The sequence below is a fragment of the Flammeovirga sp. SubArs3 genome (assembly GCF_947387565.1).
GTDB classification, from domain to species: Bacteria; Bacteroidota; Bacteroidia; order Cytophagales; family Flammeovirgaceae; genus Flammeovirga; species Flammeovirga agarivorans.
Map to the genome: position 1 here is coordinate 680,417 of NZ_CANDOA010000002.1, position 24,705 is coordinate 705,121.

Below are 24,705 nucleotides of genomic sequence, written 5' to 3' on the forward strand. Positions count from 1 at the left end.
TATTAACAAATCTAAGATTTAGTATCACTATTTTTTTATTTAGTTTTGGTTACTAAGAGTTTAGGGCCTACAATCAAAGTTGATTCTTTATAAACCTAATCTACAAATACTTCTACTAACCTGTTTATTACAAAAAACTTTTCATTTATGAAAAAACTATACAAGCAACTATTATCTGTTTGTATGTTAGTTTGGCTAACAACTTCCTTCACTTTTGCGCAACAAACTTATTATACAATCAAATCTGGAGGGACTCTCAATTGGAATGATAATGCAAGTTGGACCTTTGATCCCAACTCTGTTAACGGTGGAGCCGGCATTCCTGGAGAGCATGATAATATCTACATCCATACAGGTGTAACGCTAAAAGTACCTGCAGATCTCAGTATCGTAAACTATGGTACAATAGATATCTCAATAGGAGGTACACTAAAATTTGAAAATGAGAAACAATTAAACTTCACTTCCATTAATGGTGCGGGTAATATTGAGATCAATAATACCAAACTCCCAAAAGCATCAAGTCATTCTACTCAATTGTTTTCAGATAGTTCGAAAGGGTATATCATATTCTATGGCTCAAATAATTTGAGTATTAAGAATAAAGTAGGATATATGTTTTCTAACCTTATCAAGAAAGGAAATGGTCAGTTAGAAATTGGAAAAAACAATTTTCAAGATTTTACCATTGAAGAGGGAACAGTTGTATTACCATTTTATACAAGAGCAATTGTAAAAGGAGATATTATAATAAAACCTGGTACATTCTTTTTGACGGATGATGACAGTGATAAAAATAAAGACTCCGCATTAGAAACCTATGGTAATTTCACAAATGAGGGGACAGTTGATATCAAAAACTGTAAGTATTATTTGTATGGAGAAAATGATCAGCAAGTTGTCTTGTCAACAGAAAATGGCGGTACAGTTGATCTAGAAAGGATTGTAATTGAAAAAAATAGCAAAAGCGATAAAGTTAGTTTCACTTCTTATCAAAACGATATTCTTACTCTACATGGTGTGAATAATGGGAAATTTTCTGGCACTGAAGGTGTATTGGAAGGGAAGTTCTCTTTTGCATTAGAGAAAGGTACTGCGATTATTGGTGAGAATATTCAATTGAATCTAGGAAATGGCGATGGAAACAGACCCTTACGTTCAGAATCGATTTTACATATCGATGGAGGCACAATTGAAAATGATAATAAATTTGCATTAACCGTTTATGGTCAGTTTAAAATTACAAAAGGAAACTATACTTCTTTAGGTAGTGAAGGGATAACATTAAGAGAAAGAGGAGAAGTCGTGATCAACGGAGGTCTTGTAAATATCAAGAAAATGAAGACTTCTAATCAGGGAGAAGACCATCAGGGGTCTTACACACAAACAGGTGGAATCTTAAATATTAAAGGCTTTGATGATAAGTACCAACCTTTCTCATTACCATATTCTTCTAACGTATTTAATATGAGTTCTGGTGGTTTGATTATTATTGATGGTACCGATAGTAATTCAGACAAAGGGCTTCTTATCAGATCATCTGATGGTAACTCTAAAGTAACTGGAGGTGAAATTAGATTGATCACTAAAGATAAACAAAAACTTGTAGTAGCATCTCAACCTTATCTGCCGACGTTAAATGTAACTGGTGATGGTGAAGTAGAAGTGTCTCCACTTTCATTTGATGGAGAAGCACCAACCCAATACCCATTAAGAATTGAAAAGGACCTAAAAATTGCAGCTGAACTATATGTAGGTACTCAAGATGTTATTATTGGAGAGCAATTACACATTTTGAAGAAAGATGCTTACCGATATAAGAGTAATGCCAATAGAGAGATCAGGGTTAACAATAACAGAACAATTTTTTCTGGTGATCGCAAAGGTTCAATTTTTATTGATTATCCAGCTTACAAAGAAAATTCAACTTCAGAAGAAGTTAACTTATACCATGTCGTTGTTGATAAGTCAGGTGCTGTAGGACAAGATTCTGTAGTTCTATTTGCTTCTGACCATGTGAAAGCAACAAAAATGCTTGCAGACTATATTGATGGTGACAAGGATGAGGAAAATGAATGTAACTTATTAAGAATTGGAGACACAGATTCGGATAATGTTGATGTAGGTACATTGGAAGTAAAAAGAGGTATTTTACACCAAAACGAATATTCTATCCGACTATTTTGTAATACATTTATTGGTAAAGATGGACAGTTAGGTGTTTTTGATGCAGAAAAAACTTCTTCCAATGCAATTGTAAAGTTCAGACCTAAAAACCAAGTCATTAATGTAGAAAAAGGAGCTAAGATAGGTAATGTCAAAATCAATGCAGAAAATAATACTATTGCTTTCGATGACGATATCTATATCCAAAGAATCTATTATAAACATGGTTTAGTTGATCTAAGAGAGAATAATATGAAAGTAGATCGTTTTGATCTACGATCTGACTTGGGATACGATGGCCTAAATAAAAACTTCTTTATTACGAATGGAAATGATTCAGATGGTGGCTTATCCATTCTTGTGCATGATGGAATGTACCATAGAACCGATAGTAAAAACATCATCATTGACCTTCCTATTGGTACAAGTTCTACAAACTATTCTCCTTTAAAACTACTACTAGAATCAAATACAACAGACTTAAATACAATCAATGATTATATTACTGTTAAGGCTGTAAATAAGAAACTTGCCACAGCAAAACCTGGTAGTGATAATGAAGATATGCTTCCGTTGTATTGGAAAGTAACTAGAGGAAATGATAAGATGCTTCCTCAGATGATTCTGAATGGTTACATTCAAACCAATTACACCATTGAATCAGATTGGGAAGCAGGTAAAGTTTTAGATTCAGATCAAATTATTGCTGATATCTATAAAGTGGCAAACTATGAAAGAAAATCAACACCAAATAAAATTACTGAAGATCTAAAAGGTTCAAACGACTTATATCTATATAAGAAGGACTACTTTATGCATAGAGTAGTATTTGATGGTCGTTGGGATAATGATAATACAAAAGAATATACAGAATTAGAAAATGCTAATTATACAATTGGTGTTGAACAATCATTTGTAGGATCACCAGAAGTTTTCTATTGGACGTTTAAAGGTAATGGTGTAGGGAATGCCGCCGCTCGATGGGATAATGCTGATAATTGGGTAGATGTTAATGGAAAAGGTATTTATGATCCGACAGGTAAAATTAGATGGTATCCTATTAAAAATGATATTGCGGTTTTTGATAAAAGTTTTGTGAATAACCCGACAACTCAATTAAATGATATCAGAGTACCTAATTATTTCTTAGGTAATGATGGAAAAGAAGATAAAACTAAACCATTTGTTGCTGAAGTAGCTGAAGTAGTTTTTGCAGACCCTGATCCAGAGTTTAGAGTGATTGTTCATGATATAGGAACTTTAAAAGCTAGAAATGTAAAAGGCCCTGGGCAAATTATTGTTCATTATGGTGTTACAGAATATGGTCATTTAGAAGGTGACTTTGGAGCTTGGGCAAAAGAAGATTCTTCAGTGTTTAATGCCAGAGTAGCAAACAGTGTAGCTACAGATGATATTGCTATTATTAGAGACCAAGATGCTATTAAAAGCTATCCTAAGTTTTATGTAAACGCAGAAGGGGCTAACAGATTTGCTCGTTTAGACTTCGATTTATCTGCTACAGAATTTAGAGTCATCAATAAAGCAAAAGTACTTATTGATGGAGCTGTAGAAAAAGGAGGTAATATGAATATCAAAAATGATATTTATGTTGGTAACTATGCGAAAGGACAATTGATGTTTTATGGGGGGCAGTTTGAAAAAGAAATAAAAGCTCGAAACATATTTATTGGTAACCCTAATAATAATGATGGAGCCAAAATCATCACAAGTGATAATAGTTACACTGGTAAAACAGAGCATAAGTTCTTTTTGCGAGGAGGTATATTACTTACGAAAACGAAAAATGGACTGAATAATATCAATGTTTCATTGATTGATAATAACACTTCAGTAAAAACTTATTTTGAAGGGACAGATAGAGGTTTTATTGATTCATATATCACGGAGAAAAACCCTATCAAAATGGGGGATATTGTTATCAATAAAGACTTTGTTACAGACTCAGTATTTTTCAATGCCGATATTGAATTTGTTCAGAACCGAGTAGCACCTAATAATGAAAAATCCTTTGTTTTAAATTCAGGTACTGTTATTCTAAATAACCCACTTCAGGTATTAGATGTAAATGCAGGAGGAGGAAACTTCGAAATCGCCAAAGAAGCAAAACTGATTATTCAAAATGGTGCTAAAGTAGTTACAACTTCTGACCATGAAACTGGTGGAGGTGTTGATTTACATGGAGGTTTATTTGTAAAAGGAGGTACAGCCGATTTTAGTGGAGGACTAAATGGTAATACACCGGTAATTTATAGTTCTAACGCTACTATTTACATAGAAAATACGGACTCAAATCAAAGTAAACTTCTTATTGGAGCACAACTAAGAACACCTTTCAACACTCAAAAAGGTATTTTAAATTATGTCCATAAAAGTGGTGTTGTAGAAATTGGAGGGCAAACCTTAAAAGGAGAGAACCTTCATCAAGCAGTTTTAGAATTAAATGATATAGAAAGTGTTTTCAATTTAGGTTTTAAATACGAAAAAGGAGTTAATGAATTAATCATTAGAGGTGGGAATAATACTGATAGAGTATTAATTGATATTTTCAACTTAACGCCAAATAATAACACTTTTGCTCATGATGCTAAAATTGTCATTGAAACAGAAGAAACAGCTCCAGTAAAGATTTATGCCAAAGATCTACCTTATTTATTCATTAATAAAGGTAAGATTGAATTAGATGAAAGAGCAACGAATACGAATATTCATTATGGTCTTGAAATAAATAACTTAGACGCTCAATTCAATCAAAAAGGAAAGGGATTAACATTAATCAACCCTTATAAAATTGTAAACAACAATATTTGGTCTACTGAAGGTGGAAACTTAACCATCATTGGAGATGATCATGTGGTTTATTCAGGTGCAAATAGTACACATGAAGCCATTAATAATTTGGTGATAAGTGTACCATCAATAAAGTTTGATCAGCCGTTTACTTCCAATTCATTACAGGTAAAAGGAAACTTGGATATTCAAGACCAATCTGAAGTAATTTTAAAAGGTACTGATTTATTATTTGATGGAAATCTGTTGTCTCTTGACGGGAAGATTTCTAGCAATACTAAGACGGAGAAAATATCATTCAATAAAGGGAGTGAGCAATTCATTAAAGCAAACAATGGACATATCGATTTCTTGTCTATGAATAATGATGTCACTTTATATGACGCAGATCAGTCATCATCTTTCTTTAAACTGACCTTACAAGAAAAGTTAGAGATATTGAATGGTGTACTTTATATCCAGGAGAATCAGCTTTGGTTAGGAAGAAATTTAGAGATCTCTTCAGGAACAAATAGTTTTGATGAAACTAGAATGATTGCTACAAGTGGTAATCAGAGAGATGGAGGTATTGTAAAAGCATTTAAAGGAACGATCGACGGAAATACTATTCCTTTGGGGGTGATCACTGGTAGTGATAGAAAATATACACCGTTATCATTTACAGCGTTATCTGGACACGAAAAGGTAGATCCAGATGCCTCTTTCAATATCAATGTTGCCATTCTTAACCAAGTATATCCAGGTTTAAAAGTGGAAGGACAGCCCGATGGTTATATTCATAGTTTGTTAGACTATACTTGGTTTATTAATTCTATTGATGATAATGGAGATATTTTACAATTACCAGATCATTTCAACTTAGCAGTAAATATGACCTATGATCAAGGTGATGTTATTACTAATGCTCCAATTACAGAAGATGATTACTTAACGGCTGAATTCTTTGAAAATGCTTTAAACTGGCAAGTGGGAAAAGGTGGAATAGATATTAATAATAACTATATCCAATTTATTCTCTCTGGAAATGTAATGAAAGTACTTAATAACAATGTTATTTCAGGAGTTTATTCAGCAGGGCATAGAGATGATATGAGTATCGGTATCACCGAATATTATACAGTAGCTGATGGTGATTGGAGTAATCATACGATCTGGGAGACATACCCATTAAAGGAGGGAAATAAGATTATTATTGATGGAGAGGAATATCCTACTTATGTAAAAGGTGATCCAGAACCATCTTCTCATGCACCTTCAAATGGTACTAACATTACGATTAATTCAGGCCATGTAGTGAATTATAATACACCAGGGCTATTCCTATCTAAAATGCAATTGGATGGTCACCTAAAGTTGTCACAAGCAGGGGCTCAAGGTGGATTCGGTTTTGTTTATGGAAATGGTACTATTGAATTGAATAAGACCTTGGCATTACCTGATGGCAACTGGGATGACTTTATGAAATCTGATGCTCAGGGAGGTATTGTAATGATGAACTTAGACCCTAATATGTATGGTATTGGTACTATCGATTATAAAGATGGAGTAAATGTAAACCTTGGTAGTTACCAACATATTAGAGGATTACAATTCAGCAATGCTGATATAAGCAAAAGCTTGGTCATGTATAATCTTAATTATTCCAATATCACAATAGGTGATGCAGGATTTACAATTGGAGATAATGCTAGAGTAAATATGGGAGGTACTGACCAAACTGTATTTACAATAAATGGAGAGACAAATATTGATGGGCACTTATCATTAACTAATGGTCCTAAAGCTTATTTCAATAAAGACCTTAATGTCAATACAACAGGGCACCTACAATTAGAAGGTGAGCTTTACTTGTCTGAAGATTTTAATGTGACTAGTGGTGGTACAATATCACATAGCTCAACATCGCTCACTGTATTTAATGGTGTAGATCTTCAATCTTTATCATTGGCAGGGCAATCTTTAAGAAGTATTCAAGTGGCAATGTCAGGAAGTACACCAATTCTTAATGTGGTTTCTGAATCAACAGTTGATAACCAAATTTTATTTACAACGGGTAAAATCAAATCATCAGGTAACTTAATTGTCAACAATCCAGAAGGAGTATTTAACTCAAGTGATGTCAGTTATATAATTGGAGAAACCTACTTCAAGTTAGGACAAACCTTTAATGCTGATATTATAATTTTCCCTATTGGTTCAGACAAATATTTCTACCCAATTGCAGTAGGGACAAGAACAGATGGGGCAGGACTAGGAAAAGATGTAATGTTCAAGGCTGACTTTACTGCCGACATTATAGATGAAGATGTAAATGTGAATGTCCCTGATATCGTAGATAGTAATGGACATAAACTAACGGCTATACAGAAAGATGGTACTTGGATTTTGGAACCTCAAGATCTAAAAGTAGGAGAGCAGATCGAGCTTTATGTATGGAAATATATTGGTAGAATCAAAAATGAATATGGTTCGGCTTTAGATGACCATGAAACTGATTTTAGAAACGTATTTATCGACGATGCTTCAGAATATCATGTCATTGGAGGTAATGTTAATGAAGTTCACGTTTCAAGAAATGGTATAAAACCAAACAGCACTATCTATTTTATTGGACAAGGTGTAGGGAAAAAAGCAACTATTAGCATAGCTTCTGCATCAAGTAGTGCTAGAACAACATCTACAGAGTATTCTAATGCTGGTTTCCAATGGGGATATGTAGGACATGTTTTCGATAAAGATTTACCTGTCGAATTAATTAGTTTCGATGCTGAAGTAACAGATCAGGAGCAAGTTTTCTTATCATGGTCAACTGCACAAGAACAAAACAATGAAGTGTTTGTTATCGAAAAATCTTCCAATAATAGAGATTGGGAGTATCTTGGAGAAGTAGAAGGGAAAGGTAATACAAATGTGAGAACAGATTATTTCTTTAAAGATAAGTCACCTTTCAAAGGGCAATCTTACTATAGATTAATTCAGTATGATTTTAATGGAGACTTTGAAGTATTTGGACCTGTAAAAGTGTCAATGAATACAGAAGAAGAAGCATTGGAAGTAAATGTATACCCAAATCCAGCATATGGAGAAACAGTGACTTTAGAGTTTTTAACGGAGGCAGATAAATATTTTGTAGAAGTATTAAATGCTTCTGGTAGAAGAGTCTATTTCAATGAATCGGACCATTTCAGACATGAAATAAATATCTCCCAATTCACTAGCGGGATGTATTTTATACGAGTGACAGAAGGCAGTCGACAAATTATCAAAAAGTTGATTTGTAAATAGATAGAACTTGTAAACATAAAAAAGCCCTTACTGAACTTAATAGTAAACAGTAAGGGCTTTTTTGATACTTTTGAGTGACTAATCCTTTTGAAGAATCAAACCTTCATTAATACCCCAATCGTAGAAACGATCTATCCACGAATCAGAAGGAGTATTTTTTGTTCTCATGCCAAAACCATGACCACCTCTTGCATACATATGAAGTTCGGTATTATATCCTGCTTTTCTCCAAGAAGTATATAATGCTATTGCACCCTCTGCAAGTTGAAGAGGATCATTAGTAGCACAGGCGATAAACATTGGTACACTATCTTTTGGAGCATTGGGTTGCACAGGCATCTGAATGGTCCAAGGATAAATGGGAGCAAAGAAGTTAGGACGATTTTTTTCTACACAATTGTAAGCAACGCCCATGGTAACTGCTCCACCTGCAGAGAATCCCATAAAGCCAATATGTTGGGGATCAATACCCAATTCAGAGGCATGCTCTCGGATATAAGTAACAGCATTTAACCCATCATCAATAGAGTGGGGAAGCATTTTCTGTACATCTGCATTAAATTTCTTTTTTCCCTCTGGTTTTAAGTGGCTAATTTCATCAACGGCATCTTTTCCTGTAGGAATCAACCTGTATTTTAATATTACAGCAGTGATACCTTTTTGAGTGAGAGATTTAGCTACATCAATACCTTCTGAAATAATACTATGTGCATATAATCCTCCACCAGGAGCAATAATTACCGCTGTCCCATTTTTCATCTTTTTAGAAGGTTCATATATCCAGATTTCAGGCTTTATCGTATTCGTAATGACTTCAGTATCCCAAATTTTAGAAAAGTACCTATTCTCTTTCGTTGAGTAAGTAACACCTTCCACAGGTGTGTATGGTAATGAGATGATTTTAGGGTGAAGGTCAGATTTCTTCTGAGCAAAAAGGTGAACTCCACTCATAAGTGTCACACAAGTGAGTAAAGTAATAATTGTTGATTTCATTTTATTTGTTTTGTCTAGAATTCTATGTTGAAGTAAATATCATTGTGAAAATATTAAATCACAATGATATTTATTGACTGAATCTTAATTGTACTTTCCTTCACTTTCTAAACCCTGACGGATATGGGCAAGATGATGTCGACAATGCCAATCGTAGACCATAATATTCTCACCTAAATTAAAGCGAGTACCATGTTCAGGATGTTCAAACTCCAAGAGTAAATCACTTTCAGTCAAACTCTTTAGAAGTGACGCCCATTTATTATGAAGTCCCTTAAGTAATAACAACGTATCACTTAAGTCATCACTTAAACTATCGTTTAATTCTGCCCAAAGGTGTTCATGATAAGGTCTGATATGAGGAATATCTTCAGTTAAAGCTAGTTTAAAGCGGATAATGCTATTCATATGAGAATCGGCACAATGATGTACGACCTGTTTTACCTTCCAACCATCTGGCCTGTATCTATAATTTAGAGCCTCATTTGATACCCCATTTAATGTACTTTCAAGTAATTGTGGGAATACTTCGATAGATTGTATTGCTGCTTCGATTTCTTGCTTCGAAGGATGCTTAATAACGGGACATTCACCAATTGGAAATTTTAATTGTTGTAAAGAGGTTGTTTGCATATTCTTAATAGTTTAGATGTTGAGAAACTAAGATAAGGTTAATTCTTTAAATAGCTGAAACAGCAAAAAGATGTAAATCCATAATATTCTGCTTAATTCTGATTTTTTAATTCTAAGGGTTTATCTATTTTATCAATTTAAATTAGCTTTGCAGCTTAACTATTTGATTTATGATTTCAGTTGATAATTTAAGTGTAGAGTTTAGTGGTGCAACACTATTCAGTGATGTGTCATTTGTGATAAACCCCAATGATAAAATCGCATTGATGGGGAAAAATGGAGCAGGAAAATCAACCATGATGAAAATTGTGGCTGGCGTTCAAAAGGCTACAAAAGGACATATTAGTGCTCCCAAAGATGCCGTAATTGCTTACTTACCTCAGCATTTATTAACTGAAGATAATTGTACTGTCTTTGAGGAAGCTTCTAAAGCATTCAAACAAATTTTTGAAATGCGAGATGAAATGGAAGAACTCAACAAACAGTTGGAGACGCGTACAGATTATGAATCTCCAGAGTACATGGGAATCATAGAAAAAGTAACGGATTTAGGAGAGAAATTTTATGCTCTTGAAGAAGTGAACTATGATGCTGAAGTAGAGAAAGCATTAAAAGGTTTAGGATTCAGACAAGAAGATCTACACCGCCAAACTAGTGAGTTTTCTGGAGGGTGGAGAATGCGTATTGAGTTGGCAAAAATACTTTTACAAAAGCCTGATCTTATACTACTGGATGAGCCAACAAACCACATTGATATTGAATCTGTGATTTGGCTGGAAGACTTTTTAGTAAATAAAGCGAACGCGGTAATGGTTATCTCCCATGATAGAGCCTTTATTGACAATATTACTAATAGAACCATTGAAGTGACAATGGGTCGTATCTATGATTATAAGGCCAACTACTCTAAGTATCTAGAATTAAGAGAAGATAGAAGGGCACATCAATTAAAAGCTTACCAAGAGCAGCAAAAGTTAATTGCAGATACAAAAGCCTTCATTGAGAGGTTTAGAGGTACATATTCTAAAACCAACCAAGTATCTTCTCGAGAAAGAATGCTTGAAAAATTGGATATTATCGAGATCGATGAGGTAGATACTTCAGCATTGAAGTTACGTTTTCTTCCAGCTCCAAGATCAGGCGAAGTAGCAGTGACAGTTACAGATGTATCAAAGTCATATGATACACAAACTGTTTTTAAATCTGCTAATATGTCTATTCGTAGAGGAGAGAAAGTAGCTTTTGTTGGTAGAAACGGTGAAGGAAAATCAACAATGATAAAAGCGATTTTGGAAGAAATTGGTGTTGATGCGGGAACTTGTGAATTGGGACATAATGTACAAGTAGGATACTTTGCCCAAAATCAAGCTTCATTGTTAGATCCTAAGTTGACTATTTTCCAAACGGTAGACGAAGTAGCTAAAGGAGATATCAGAAAACATATCAATAATATCCTTGGGCAGTTTATGTTTGGAGGAGAAGATGTTGATAAAAAAGTAGGTGTATTATCAGGTGGTGAGAAAACGAGACTTGCAATGGTTAAACTACTTTTAGAGCCTGTAAACTTATTGATACTTGATGAACCAACGAACCACTTGGATCTAAAATCAAAAGATGTTCTAAAAGAAGCATTAAAATCTTTTGATGGAACTTTGATTCTAGTTTCCCATGATAGAGATTTCCTTCAAGGATTATCAAATAAAGTATTCGAGTTTAAAGACCAAAGAGTGATTGAGCATTTCGAAACCATTGATGCTTACTTGGAAAGAAACAGAATAGAAAGTATTGCAGAGATTAACTTAAAAGGATAAGATATAAAAAAAGTAAGGAGGAAAGTCGGAGATGAAAAAATCCCTTTGCTTCTTACTTTTTCCTTATAACTTTACATATACTATGAGAAAAACAAACAAACGTATTTACGGAAAAAATATAAAATCTGAAGCTGCTGAATTAGTTGGGAAAAGTATTGATATCGTCATGAAGAATGATAGATGCTATAAAGGTGTCGTCACAAAAGTTTCTGAAGATGCATACTACCTAAAGGACGGCTTGGATGGAAAACACTCATTAAAGTATGAGGATATTGATGAAGTTATAGTCATTATTGATGCTCCTTATTAATATTTGGTAACTCAAGTGAATACGGTGTAACATATGTGATTAGGCTTCGTACATAAAATGAACTTAACACACTATGAAACACAATAGATCAATCTATTCACTATGATTACTAAAAAGAAAGCTAAATCTGCGAAAGGATCTACAATTAGAGGTATTCGCAATCAGGTTTCAGTACCAAAATATGAATTACCTGAAGGCCAAATGGAACCTAATGAGGCCTACAATATAATCCATGACGAATTAATGTTAGACGGTAATTCACGTCTAAATATGGCAACATTTGTGACTACATGGATGGAGCCAGAAGCAAAACAGTTAATGTCAGAAACGTTCGACAAGAACATGATTGACAAAGACGAGTATCCCCAAACGGCAATCATCGAAGAACGATGTGTCAATATCATATCAAGATTATTTAATGCTCCTGAAGACGGTGAAGCTTGTGGATCTTCTGCAATAGGTTCATCAGAGGCAGTTATGCTAGCAGGAATGGCTTTCAAACGAAATTGGAGAAATCGCCGAGAAGCAAAAGGCTTATCGACAGATAAACCTAATCTAGTATTAGGGTCCAATGTTCAGGTCGTTTGGGAAAAGTTCTGTAGATATTGGGATGTTGAGCCCAAGTATATCCCAATGAAAAAAGATAAATACGTCATCACAGCTGAAGAAGTACTAGATGTCGTTGATGAAAATACGATCGGTGTAGTTGCAATTTTAGGAACCACTTTTACAGGTGAATTTGAACCCATTGAAAAAATTCATGATGTACTTGTAGCCAATAATAAAAAAACGGGTTGGGAAACACCCCTTCATATTGATGCAGCATCTGGAGGGTTTGTAGCACCGTTTATTCACCCCGCTTTGAAATGGGATTTCCGCCTTCCAAATGTAAAATCTATTAATGTATCCGGTCACAAATACGGATTAGTATATCCTGGTGTTGGTTGGGTAATCTGGAGAGATAAAAAAGAATTACCAGAAGACCTTATTTTCCATGTGAATTACCTTGGTGGAGATATGCCAACTTTCACATTGAACTTTTCACGTCCAGGAAATCAAATTGTTGGACAGTACTATAACTTTATACGTTTAGGTAAGAAAGGGTATAGACAGATAATGAAAGATCTTCAAATGATCGCCATGAAATTGTCTGAGGGAATTAATAAAATAGGAGACTTCGAACTCTTGTCTGATGGTAGTGCGATTCCTGTTTTTGCTTTTTCTGTTAAAGAAGGTAGAAACTTTTCAGTGTTTGATATCTCAAGTAAATTAAGAGAAAGAGGTTGGTTGGTACCGGCTTATACAATGCCTGCTGATGTAGAAGATATTGCTGTATTAAGAATTGTAGTCAGAGAGGGCTTCAATAGTGATATGGCAGATATGCTATTACAGGATATTAAAAATGCAGTTGCCCATTTTAAATCAAGAGGCGATAGAGAAATGCGAACTTCAGGGTCAAGTTTTGCTCATTAATATCAAGATATATTCAGAGTAGGTCACTTGATCTACTCTGTTACTAACAAATCAATATACGACACACTTTCATCATGCATATTCATACTCACCCCTTAACATCCAGGAAGATGGTTACTTGGATGTCTGTATTATTTATGTTCGGAGCTTCCTGTTTTGCGATAGCATCCATTATGTTTCTTTTACCAAAACAAGATGCTGACTTTTGGAATAAGATCTATTTTGTAGGTTCAATACCCTTTACTTCAGCTGCTTTTCTTCAATTGTTAGATGCTACTAACCAAGAAGGTCAATCATGGAAGTTAATGGCATATAGGCCTCAAAATAGAGGCTATATGGCAGGGCTAACACAATGGTTAGGGACTATTCTATTTAATTTTAATACCTATGATGCAACCTTACAATTATCTTGGCTTCAAGATGATTTTGCAGTATGGACTCCAAATATGGTAGGTTCTATTTTATTCTTAATCTCAGGTTACATTCTATTAAAAGAGATTGGTTTTACTTATTCAATCAGTAATAAGAGTAATTTGAGTGTATGGATTAATATGTTAGGGTGTGTAACTTTCATGATATCTGCAGTAGCTTCTATTTATTTACCAATAGAATTGGGTGCTTGGGTAACGAATTTGGCCTTGGTTAATACTTTGGCTGGTGCTTTATGTTTCTTTACTTGTGCAGTATTGTCTTATCAAGAAGTACATAAAAAAGGGTAAGACAATGCTTACCCTTCAAATTATTTTTTTTCTAATGTCACCTTCACAGACTTACTAATTGGTGTGTTACTTATATCAGCAAATTGATCTATTGGAATCACAACATTAGCTTCTGGAAAGTATGAGGCTAAGTTACCTCTTGGAATATCATAAGGAATAATTAAAAAGTTTTTAGCTCTTCTTTCTGTATCATCATAATTACTTACAATATCCACAACATCAAATTTGTTGAGATTCATTTCTGCTGCTTGGTCTTTATTGATTAAAACCACTCTACGTTCATTATAAATTCCTCTATAACGGTCATCTAAACCATAAATAGTGGTATTATATTGATCATGAGTTCTTATTGTCATCATCAAAAATTCATCTTCTTTTAGTTGATGATCAGGTAATCGATTGATACTGAATTTAGCTGTACCTCCAGGTAATTGAGAAAAATCTCCTTTTCTCGCATGGTTTGGTAAATCAAATCCAGACTTTTTAGATCGTTCAGAATAATTGTCAAAGCCATTGAAAACTTGTGAAATTTTCTCTCTCACTAAGTCATAGTCTTTTCCAAGTGTATTCCAGTCTATAGTACTGTTTTCTTGAAAATAACTTTCAGCAATTCTAGATACAATCTCGGGTTCACTCATTAAAAATTCTGAAGCGGGCTTTAACCTTCCCTGAGAAGAATGCACTCTACCCATACTGTTTTCTACCGTAACAAAACGGTTTTGATCTTCCTCTGATCTACCGAGAGTAGGTAAAATCAATGAAGTTTTACCTGTAACCAAATGTGTACGATTTAATTTTGTACTGATAGATACTGTTAAGTTACAGTTTTGTAATGCTTCGGCGGTGTAGATCGTATCAGATGCGGCAGATAGGAAGTTACCGCCAAGTCCAATAAATACTTTTGCTAACCCATTATGCATAGCTTGAATACTATGGACAACATCTAACCCTTCTTTTGTCGGAGGAGTAAAATTGAATGTTTTTTGAAAACCATCATTTAATTTTTTCGATACATGATGGGTAATCCCTACTGTACGGTCTCCTTGTACATTACTATGGCCTCTTACTGGGCAAGTACCCGATCCTTTTTTACCAATACTCCCTTTTAATAGAAGAAGGTTTACACATTCCCGAATATTATCAACACCATTTTTATGTTGAGTTAAACCCATGGCCCAACAGATGATCACTCTTTTCTTTTGAGCAAGTAATGCTACTGTTTTGTCGATAAGCAGCGGATCTATACCTGTTTGCTTAAGTAATGTGTCTTCATCATAATTAGAGAGATCATTAATGAATTCGTCATACCCTGAGGTATTCTTTTTAATAAACTCATGATCAAAAATACCACCTTTTTCCGTCTCAATCTTAAGTAATCGTTTCATGATCAACTTAAGCAATGCAACATCTTGGTTGATATTTACTTGTAAGAAGATATCGGTGATGGCAGTACCACCTAAAACAACACCTTTTGCTTCTTGAGGATTTTTGAATCGTACTAAAGCAGCTTCTCTAAGCGGATTTACTGTGACAACTTTTCCTCCATTTGCTTTACACTTTTCTAAAGCAGATAACATTCTTGGGTGGTTTGTGCCTGGATTTTGACCGATTACCATGACCACTTCTGCATCCTCAAAATCGTTTAAGGTAACAGAACCCTTACCAATACCTAAGGTTTGGAAAAGGCCTGCTCCGCTAGACTCATGGCACATATTTGAACAATCAGGCATATTATTCGTTCCCATCGCTCTAGCAAATAGTCCATATAAAAAGGCAGCTTCGTTGCTTGATCTGCCAGAAGTATAAAATACAGCTTCGTTCGGATCATTTAACGCCTGAAGTTCTTTTCCGATAATTTTAAAAGCATCATCCCAAGAAATAGGTTCGTAATGTTCTTTACCCTCATATGCAACCATTGGATGAGTAATACGTCCACTTTTACCAATTTGAAAGTCCGTCCATTGAGACATTTCTGCAATGCTATGCTTTTTAAAAAAGTCTATATCTACTCTTTTATTTGTAGCTTCTTCTGCAATCGCTTTTACACCATTTTCACAAAATTCACCAAGATTTGAACGATGGTCGGGATCTGGCCATGCACAGCCAGGGCAATCAAAACCATCTTTTTGGTTCATCTTAGATAAAGTTTGGAATGACTTGGCCATTCCCATTTCTTTCATAGCATGACCCAATGCAATTTTAACGGCAGGGAGACCTGCTGCATAATCTTGAGGTTCTTCTAATGTGATATTAGTAAACTCACTAGGTCCTGTGATAGAAATATTACGTTTTTCAGAAGTTGCTTTCATAGTGTGTGTTTATGGTATTATCTCCATAAGATAATCAAAAAAGTAGCTTAAAAGTGGGAAGCTGTGAATTTATAGTCTATCAAAAAACTTTAAGGTATCTTCTAAATGCTCTTGCCAGTATTCCCATTGGTGTCCTCCTTCGAATTCTTCATATTCGTGTGGAATATTATTTACAGTTAAGTCTTTGTGTAATTGTCTGTTGTAAGAGATTAATTCATCTGAACTTCCACAATCAAAACGGAAAGGAGGCAAATGTTCTTTGTTATCCAATACTGCAGTAAAAACATCTTCATCTATACGATAAGCTTGCTTATAATTACTAATATCTTCCTCCACGAACAATTTCATCTGATCAATTTCTGTAATCGAGCTATGTCCTGTTACACCTGAGTATTGATGTCCATATTTTGCACCTATTCTTAGTGCACCAAAGCCTCCCATAGACAATCCTGATATAAATAATTTAGACGAAGCTGAAGCCTGAGGGATATTTTCTAATACCGCCTGTGGTACATCTTCGGCAATCCATTTTTCAAAATTATAATCATGATGCTGGTTGTAGGCAGAACCATCGCCCCATAATCCATCCGAAGGCATCGCCAAAATACATGGTTGTATCACCTTTTCGTCTATTAGTCTTTGGGTAGTAATATGAGCGGCACCCATAAAAGCCCAAATCCATGCACTACCATATACACCATGTAGTAAAGTGACAATAGGTAGATCTTTATGTTCTCCTTTGGGGACAAATACACAAATATCTCCTCTTCCTTGTAAGTTATCCGTTTTTACAGTGATAAAGCGTAGTCCATCCATTTCAAACTTTGGATTTGAAATTTCTGTAGTTCTAAATTTTGATGTTACCATTATTCAAATACAATTACTCCTTTAGCATTTTTACCATCAAGCATATCTCTAAATGCTTGCTCTAGATTTTCCAATGGATATGTTCTAGTGATCATTTGATCTAACATGAGGTCCCCTTTATTGTATAAATTAACAAGCTTAGGGAAATCTACTTCAGGTCTACAACCTCCATATAAAGGATTGATATAGATTTTATCCCATTCAAATAAGCGCATATCGATAGTAATTTCTTCTTCAATTCCACTTACTTGAATGGCTGTTCCTGCATTTTTAACCATAGCCAATGGAGCAGCTCCTAGTGCAGGAATAGCTGTACATTCAAAAGCGTAGTCGGCTCCTCTACCATCTGTTAATTCTTTTACAGATAACGCAGCATTTGCTAATCCTTTATCATTTTTATCGGCTAAGATGGTATGTGTTGCTCCAAATTTCGTAGCCATTTCTAAACGCTCTGGATTAATATCAATAGCAATGATTTTTGAAGCCCCAGAAATTCTAGCACCTTGAATAGCGTTAAGTCCAACACCTCCTGTTCCAATTACTACAGCAGATGATCCCGCTTGAAGTTTTGCAGAATTAACTACAGAGCCATATCCTGTCATTACCCCACAACTAATAATACTAGCCGAAGAAAATGGCATTTGACTGTCCAATTTTACACAAGCAACATCTTTTACTAAAGTGTATTCTGCTAGAGTACCAATATTAAATGATCTCTCTATAGCCTCTCCTTTAAAGGTTGTTCCTTCTAAATGTGCATGTCCCGGTGTATAACCATTACCTCCCGCAGTAACTGGAGAGTTTGTTTCACAGATATGTTGATTACCGTCCTGACATTGATGACAAGTCATACAAGGTGTTGCCCAATTGAGAATTACTTTGTCTCCAACTTTTACATTTTTGACACTTTTACCAACTTTTTCTACAATACCTGCTCCTTCATGCCCTAAAACAATAGGTTTTCCCCAAGTCAATGAATCATGATCAGTATGACAAAGTCCTGCAGCTTTAATTTTAACTAATACTTCATCATCTTTAGGATCTTCGACAGAAATAGTGTCAATTTTAAATCCGCCTTTACCATTACTAATAGCAGCTTTTGATAGTATCCCCATAGTGTTTTTGTTAATTAGATGTTTCTATAGCGTTCCAAAAAATGAGTGTGTTGTAATTATGTTGTACACTAACTCGATTACAAATGACGTAGCTTTTATTGTTGATCTTGTTCTTTATTTTGATGAAAAAGTTATTTATTTTGCAATCAACATTCTTTCTATACCTAAACTAATTACTATATACATTACTTTTTAAGCTATGAAAGCAATTTTAGAAAAGGTGATTACACAAGATGAATCTAATGTAAGAGCCTTTAAATACAGCAACAGACACTTTGAAACACCTTGGCATGTACATCCGGAATTTGAACTGACATATATTATAAATAGTGTAGGAAGTAGATACGTAGGAAATAATATCGCAGATTATCAACCGGGAGAGTTGGTACTATTGGGAGCAAATTTACCTCACTGTTGGAAAAATGATCAAGAACGTCCTGAACATGCTGAGTCATTAGTAATACAATGGCCTAAGGAACTTATCGATTCGGTAGCCCATTTTCATGATATCCAAGTTGCATTAAAGAATATTGAAAGAGGTATTCTTTTTCATCAACCGGAAAAAGTAAATGCTTTTGATAGAATGATGGAGATTATTAATGCCCAAGGATTAGAAAGACACCTTAAGTTTATTGAATTATTAGGACAACTTGGTTCTTTAGAGGATAAACAAATTTTAGCAGGAGCATCGTATTCTTATAACAATAATCACGAAACTAATACTAGGATAGAAGTAGTTCAGAATTATGTTGAAGAAAACTTCTCAAGAAAGATTAAATTATCAGAAATCGCAGCTGAACTAAACATGACTGAGCAATCTTTTTCAAGGTTCTTCAGTAAAGTGATGCAAAGACCTTTCTTCGTTTACCTTAATGAATACCGTATAAATAGGGTAAGTCGATTATTGTTAGAAACGGATATGCAAGTTGCAGAAATAGGTTATACTTGTGGATATGATAGTCTTCCTTTTTTCTATCAACAGTTTAAAAAGTTCAAAGGTTATTCACCTCTTGGTTTTAGAAAAATGTATAAGAAGATTGGATAATTTATTATCTATTATGTGTTGATTTTATATTCAAATAATATTTTATGTTAAAATACATTACTTTTTAATTAAAATAAAGAACCTTAAATGTGTTTCCACTCCCGACATTTGTAATGTAGGCGTTGCCCTCTTTTTTGAAATGAAGTGATCGTTTACTTTTTCTCTCTTAGTTCATCTCATAAAATTCAGAATTACCAAACTAAGCTTTGTGATATAGGTTTTTATGTCTGATGTTTTTTGAAAAAGCACCTTCACTAGTAAATACACACATTACTTTGAACTATGGAACACGTAACAAAAGATCAGAAAAAGACCAAGACAAGTGAATTTCCAGATCCATTTGAGCAAGCTAGAATTCAGAAAGGTTACAGCGATATTGAGGATCAGAATGACCCTGTAACGATGCTTTTACGTCTTAAGGATGTTAGAAAAACAGCACATAATTGGAAGACATTTATTTCTGGAGCAAAACCGGGAAGAATTGTCGTACCATCAGAAGTGGCTATTCGAGACATCAGACAAATTCCTTTTGAGGTAGATCCACCTGAACATACAGATTACCGAAACTTGGTAGAACCATGGTTTAAAAGACCATTAGAAGAGGAATATCAAGCAAAACTGAAAGATATTATTGACGAGTTAGTTGATGAAGTAGTCAATAAAGAAGATGTGGAAGTAGTAGCAGATTTCTCTTTGAAATTACAATCTAGAGCACTTACTCTATTACTCAATATTCCATATGAGGAGTCTGAAACATGGATTTCATGGGGTGTTCATGTTTTTAGAAGTGAAGACACTGCATTAGACGGAGATAAAGCAAACATTTTATACGATTACTTGGATGAACAAATCGATAAAGCCATAGAAAACCCAGGGAATGACCTTTATTCTATGTTATTATCTTCTGAAGTTAATGGTCAGAAAATGTCGAAGGAAGAGGTAAAAGGAGTGATGATTCTAACTTTTGCTGGCGGACGAGATACAGTGATTAATGCAGTCACAAATTCAATTTCATATTTCGCAGAAAATCCTAAAGCTCTAAAAAGAATACATGAGGAGCCTGAAATCATCACAAAGGCGGTAGAAGAATTAGTGCGTTATTTTTCTCCTTTAACACATATGGGTAGAGTAGTAACAGAGGATACCAAAGTTTGTGAACATGCTATCAAAAATGACTCTAGAGTATCTATGTGTTGGGCTTCAGCAAATAGAGATTCAGCGGTATTCGAAAAACCAAATGAAGTAGTGTTAGATAGAAAAATTAATCCTCATGTAGGGTTCGGTTTTAGTCATCACAATTGTTTGGGAGCAACTCATGCCCGTCAGATTTTGAAAGTACTATTAGGCTCATTGGCTGAGAAAGTAGGAGGTATTGAGATTAAAAATTATAAAGAAAATATCGAAGAATGGGGAGAGTTTAACCGTAAAGTTGGGTTTGATAATATTACCGTAAACTTCTCTGGAAAATAAATCTTATGGCGTCTCAATCGACGTTCTGTCTCAGAGGTCACAGCATAGCTGTGGCTTTCTTTCCAATCAATTTTAATAAGACACTATTATGGCAAAAATAACATTTATCACAAAAAATCAAGAAGAAATTATAGTAGAAGCAACGTCTGGTTCTGTTATGGAGTTGGCAGTAAAAAACAATGTAACTGGCATTGATGGAGATTGCGGAGGAGTTTGTTCATGTGCAACATGCCACGTTCAAGTTGACCCATCTCATGTTTCAAAAACCGGAGAAGCTAGTGAAATAGAACAAGATATGTTAGAGTTGGATGATGATGCTAATGAGTACAGCAGACTATGTTGCCAATTACAAATTACCGACGCTATGGACGGAGTAATCTTGAATGTGGTTAAATAATTTAGGTTGATGGAAACACAAAAAGACAGAGCATGTGTGATCATTGGAGGTAGTCATGCAGGAGTGAATGTAGCATTTTCTCTAAGGAAAGAAGGGTATAAAGGGAGTATTACCATCATAGATAAAGATCCTGTATTACCATATCACCGACCACCGTTATCAAAAACATATCTTACTTCAGACGATAATATTGAACAAAACTGTATTAAACCTCTAGAGAGTTATCAGAAAGAGAATATTCATCTGAAGCTAGATACTGAGGTGAAAACAGTGGATAAGCAGAAACAAAGTGTGACAACCTGTACCGGTGAAGAATTCAGTTATACTGAGTTGATATTAGCAACTGGAGCATCTCCAATTATTCCTAACATCGAAGGGATAGATCAATTGAATAACTGTTTTACGTTACGTAACGCAAATGATGTTACATCAATAAAAAATTATATAACTACCTCAGAGCGTAAAAGAGTTGTAATTATTGGTGGAGGGTATATAGGTTTGGAGATCGCAGCATCGTTAAAAAAGTTAGGAGCAAGTATTGTTGTTTTGGAAAGAGAGAACCGGATTTTAGCAAGGGTGACCTCCGAAGAAACATCATCTTATTTTCATGAATTACATAGCAATCATGGTGTGGATATTCTGACAAATAAATCGGTAGTATCGTTTACGGTAAGGGATGAAGATACTATCGTTCACTGTGAAGATGATTCTAACTTCTCTGCAGATATGATCATCTTAGGTGTTGGTGTAAAAGTGAATACTCACTTGGCAAACATGCTTAATCTCGAAGTGAAAAATGGTATATGTGTCAATCAGTTTACTGAAACTTCTGAGAAAAATATCTATGCTATTGGAGATTGCAGTTATCATTATAATCCACATTATGAGACTTCATTGAGATTAGAATCAGTTCAAAATGCAGTCGATCAAGCAAAAGTAGCGGCAGCAAAGATTTGTGATAACCCTTTTGCATACAACAGTATTCCTTGGTTTTGGTCTGATCAATTTGATACAAAATTACAAATTGTGGGTATATCTGGTGGATATACAGATAAGGTTATCAGAAAAGAAGAAGGAAATAAAGTATCGATTTGGTACTTTAAAAATGATGAACTCCTTTCTGTAGATGCGATTAATAATGCAAAAGCATATGTAATAGGAATGAAATGCATCAAGGAAAAGCTATATATCAATAAAGGAAATTTAAAAGATATAGATTTGCCTTTAAAACCTTCAAATATTATCGAGAAGGAATTATCTCCAATGAAATAAAATAATAAAGGCTACCTTGGATTAGGTAGCCTTTATTATTAAAAATCTTTTTCGAAGATGCTTTCATTACCAGCAGCATCAGTGATTATCATTTTAAAATGACCTTTAAATGGTTCGTTTTTATTCTTTAGTCGAGTAACTAACATATCTTTTTTAGCATCATATTCCAATAGGATAAATTGCCCATTCAATGTAGCAGAATATTTATGTATACCAGATTCCTCATCCTCAATTTTGAAACGTAATTGATTGGGCTGCCACTGTTTTAATAAAGTGATTTTAGGAGGTGTATCTTCTTTGTGAATCTCGAATGTACCTAACCTATTTGTTCTAAATGAAATGGTTTTTCCTTGCCAAGTTCCCCCAATATATTCTAAATCTCCTTTTCTTGTTCTTCGGAAAACAAATTGTTGATCTCCCAATAAGGTAGAATCTTTTACAGTGTAATCAATTGAAACCTTGCCATGTAAAGGTGCGTAATAATTACCTATAATTAATTGATTTTCTTTTTCTTCCATATTGAGGAAAAGGGTATCAAATAAGATATGATCATTTACTTCGATATTAGCAATTTGATCGAAGTATTTAAAATGAGCTCCTGAAGGAATCATATACTTTAAATGAGTAGCTTTTTTCTCTCCATTAACTGTATAAGCCCTTGGAATCCCTTTTCTTAAATCCCATAAGTAGTACTTAAGCTGACCTTTACTGTAAGCAAGTGGAACCTTTTCACTCCATAAAGGAAAATGTAAAGGGAGTTCCTTTTCACTCTGATTGGCTACACCTAAGATCAAGATATTTTCGTCTACTTTAAGAGTATCTTGTAGGATTACTTTGTTGGGTTGCTTTGGCTTTATATGATTACCTGAAATTGTAAATACTACTTGAGTTTCATTGTTGAAACTGTCCCATAGTCTAACAGTTATAGCATGTTTTTGTCCATCATTAATATTGAGGTGACCATTTAGCTGTTTATTAGGATAAATAGGTAAGTGATTCGCATCAAAGAAATAAAGACGTTGATACCTTCTTTTTTCCTGTAAGAATGCATAATAATCAGTAAACGTATTAATGTTAGCACTCATGTCGAATGGAATTCTATCAATTTCATGATGATAGATTAGTTCATCGCCATCATAAATTTTAATGGTGTTGATGCCATATTTATTGTAGGTTCCATCTGCTCGGTCATAAGTGTCAATTTCAATACCTACTGATCCAGTAGCGTAAAATGTCTGATTCAATCTATAGCGTCCATTTTTACCAACCGCATTTATTTTCTTGATTGAATATTCTCCATTAACTCTACTGTTAATAGAAAGTGGTTTTAATCGAATGGCTCTAACAGTTGGAGGAATATTGTCGACTACTTCATTGAAACCAAAGTGAACAGGATTTAATGGCCTCTCTTCTTTATCTCTTATTTCAAAATGAAGGTGAGGTGCAGATGAAGAGCCTGTATTTCCAGCGTATCCAATTAAATCACCCTTTTTGTAAACAAACTGATTTTCGGGTAGGTTTTCTAAATTGATTTCAAAAGTTTCTTTTTTGTATTGTTCATTTACAATAAAAGATTCTAATTCATCATTAAAACGTTGTTGGTGAGCATAAACCGAAGTTTGTCCATTTGGATGCATCATGTATAAAACACGACCATATCCGTAAGTAGATACTTTTATTCTAATAATATAGCCATCTTCAGCAGCATAAATTGGGTATCCTTCCACACCTCCAGTTTTGATATCCAAACCGCCATGGAAATGTGTAGTTCTTAGTTCTCCCATAGAACCCGCAAAGTAGTTCCGTTCTCCCGGACGTATGGGAAATTTATATCCTTTATAGTCATAATCCTCTTGTCCAAACGTTAGGAACGAAATAGAGAATATGAATAAGAAAAATAAGAATAAATGCTTGAAAGGATGTTGGTTATACATAAAATTAGAGCATATATAGTGTAGAAAACCAAAGCAGGCTTTTACTTAGAGCACAAAAATACAAACAATTGGATATAAAAAAACCGATGCCTGTATAG

Annotated in this window: 15 protein-coding genes; 9 read left to right on the forward strand and 6 right to left on the reverse strand. The window is 34.4% G+C overall.

Annotated features, from left to right (window positions below):
* Window positions 1–147: 147 nt before the first annotated feature.
* A complete protein-coding gene (locus tag QL232_RS07315; RefSeq protein ID WP_281613625.1) occupies window positions 148–8,259 on the forward strand; it encodes a T9SS type A sorting domain-containing protein in 8,112 nt (2,703 codons plus the stop codon).
* 78 nt (window positions 8,260–8,337) lie between these two features.
* Here QL232_RS07315 and QL232_RS07320 read toward each other — a convergent pair whose 3' ends face one another.
* Both QL232_RS07320 and QL232_RS07325 read right to left on the reverse strand, forming a co-directional pair.
* Window positions 8,338–9,252: an alpha/beta hydrolase gene (locus tag QL232_RS07320; protein ID WP_281613626.1), complete on the reverse strand. Its 915-nt coding sequence runs from the start codon at window positions 9,250–9,252 to the stop codon at window positions 8,338–8,340.
* Window positions 9,253–9,336: 84 nt separating this feature from the next.
* Window positions 9,337–9,885 (reverse strand): YfiT family bacillithiol transferase, encoded by a 549-nt coding sequence (locus QL232_RS07325; protein ID WP_281613627.1) that lies wholly within the window; start codon window positions 9,883–9,885, stop codon window positions 9,337–9,339.
* Window positions 9,886–10,055: 170 nt separating this feature from the next.
* On the opposite strand from QL232_RS07325, the gene QL232_RS07330 reads away from it, so the two are divergent.
* The 4 genes from QL232_RS07330 (at window position 10,056) to QL232_RS07345 (ending at window position 14,198) form a co-directional block, all read left to right on the forward strand.
* Window positions 10,056–11,696 (forward strand): ABC-F family ATP-binding cassette domain-containing protein, encoded by a 1,641-nt coding sequence (locus tag QL232_RS07330; RefSeq protein WP_281613628.1) that lies wholly within the window; start codon window positions 10,056–10,058, stop codon window positions 11,694–11,696.
* 82 nt (window positions 11,697–11,778) lie between these two features.
* On the forward strand, window positions 11,779–12,006 hold the full coding sequence (locus tag QL232_RS07335) for a hypothetical protein (protein WP_281613629.1): 228 nt from the start codon (window positions 11,779–11,781) through the stop codon (window positions 12,004–12,006).
* A 102-nt stretch (window positions 12,007–12,108) separates the two neighbouring features.
* Window positions 12,109–13,479 carry a glutamate decarboxylase gene (locus QL232_RS07340; RefSeq protein WP_281613630.1) on the forward strand — a complete coding sequence of 457 codons (1,371 nt, stop codon included), beginning with the start codon at window positions 12,109–12,111 and terminating at the stop codon, window positions 13,477–13,479.
* Between the two features lie 74 nt (window positions 13,480–13,553).
* On the forward strand, window positions 13,554–14,198 hold the full coding sequence (locus QL232_RS07345) for a hypothetical protein (RefSeq protein WP_281613631.1): 645 nt from the start codon (window positions 13,554–13,556) through the stop codon (window positions 14,196–14,198).
* A 20-nt stretch (window positions 14,199–14,218) separates the two neighbouring features.
* On the opposite strand, the gene QL232_RS07350 is transcribed toward QL232_RS07345, so the two are convergent.
* The 3 genes from QL232_RS07350 to QL232_RS07360 all read right to left on the reverse strand — a co-directional run bounded on the left by QL232_RS07350 (window position 14,219) and on the right by QL232_RS07360 (window position 18,489).
* The gene (locus QL232_RS07350) at window positions 14,219–16,507 is read right to left on the reverse strand and encodes an FdhF/YdeP family oxidoreductase (protein ID WP_281613632.1); all 2,289 of its coding nucleotides are present in this window, start codon (window positions 16,505–16,507) and stop codon (window positions 14,219–14,221) included.
* Window positions 16,508–16,576: 69 nt separating this feature from the next.
* Window positions 16,577–17,374, reverse strand: coding sequence for an alpha/beta hydrolase-fold protein (locus QL232_RS07355; RefSeq protein ID WP_281613633.1), 798 nt, complete (start codon window positions 17,372–17,374; stop codon window positions 16,577–16,579).
* Window positions 17,374–18,489 (reverse strand): Zn-dependent alcohol dehydrogenase, encoded by a 1,116-nt coding sequence (locus QL232_RS07360; RefSeq protein WP_281613634.1) that lies wholly within the window; start codon window positions 18,487–18,489, stop codon window positions 17,374–17,376. The genes QL232_RS07355 and QL232_RS07360 overlap by 1 nt, the downstream gene beginning before the upstream one ends.
* Before the next feature lie 199 nt (window positions 18,490–18,688).
* Between QL232_RS07360 and QL232_RS07365 the strand changes: the two genes are divergently transcribed.
* From QL232_RS07365 to QL232_RS07380, 4 genes are all read left to right on the forward strand, one after another.
* Complete coding sequence (locus QL232_RS07365; RefSeq protein ID WP_168880819.1) at window positions 18,689–19,534, forward strand: AraC family transcriptional regulator; 846 nt, start codon at window positions 18,689–18,691, stop codon at window positions 19,532–19,534.
* A 282-nt stretch (window positions 19,535–19,816) separates the two neighbouring features.
* Window positions 19,817–21,004: a cytochrome P450 gene (locus tag QL232_RS07370; RefSeq protein WP_281613635.1), complete on the forward strand. Its 1,188-nt coding sequence runs from the start codon at window positions 19,817–19,819 to the stop codon at window positions 21,002–21,004.
* A gap of 88 nt (window positions 21,005–21,092) precedes the next feature.
* A complete protein-coding gene (locus QL232_RS07375) occupies window positions 21,093–21,401 on the forward strand; it encodes a 2Fe-2S iron-sulfur cluster-binding protein (RefSeq protein ID WP_281613636.1) in 309 nt (102 codons plus the stop codon).
* A 9-nt stretch (window positions 21,402–21,410) separates the two neighbouring features.
* Window positions 21,411–22,673, forward strand: a complete 1,263-nt coding sequence (locus QL232_RS07380; protein ID WP_281613637.1) for an FAD/NAD(P)-binding oxidoreductase — start codon at window positions 21,411–21,413, stop codon at window positions 22,671–22,673.
* Window positions 22,674–22,711: 38 nt separating this feature from the next.
* Here QL232_RS07380 and QL232_RS07385 read toward each other — a convergent pair whose 3' ends face one another.
* Window positions 22,712–24,607: a M23 family metallopeptidase gene (locus QL232_RS07385; protein ID WP_281613638.1), complete on the reverse strand. Its 1,896-nt coding sequence runs from the start codon at window positions 24,605–24,607 to the stop codon at window positions 22,712–22,714.
* Window positions 24,608–24,705 lie beyond the last annotated feature (98 nt).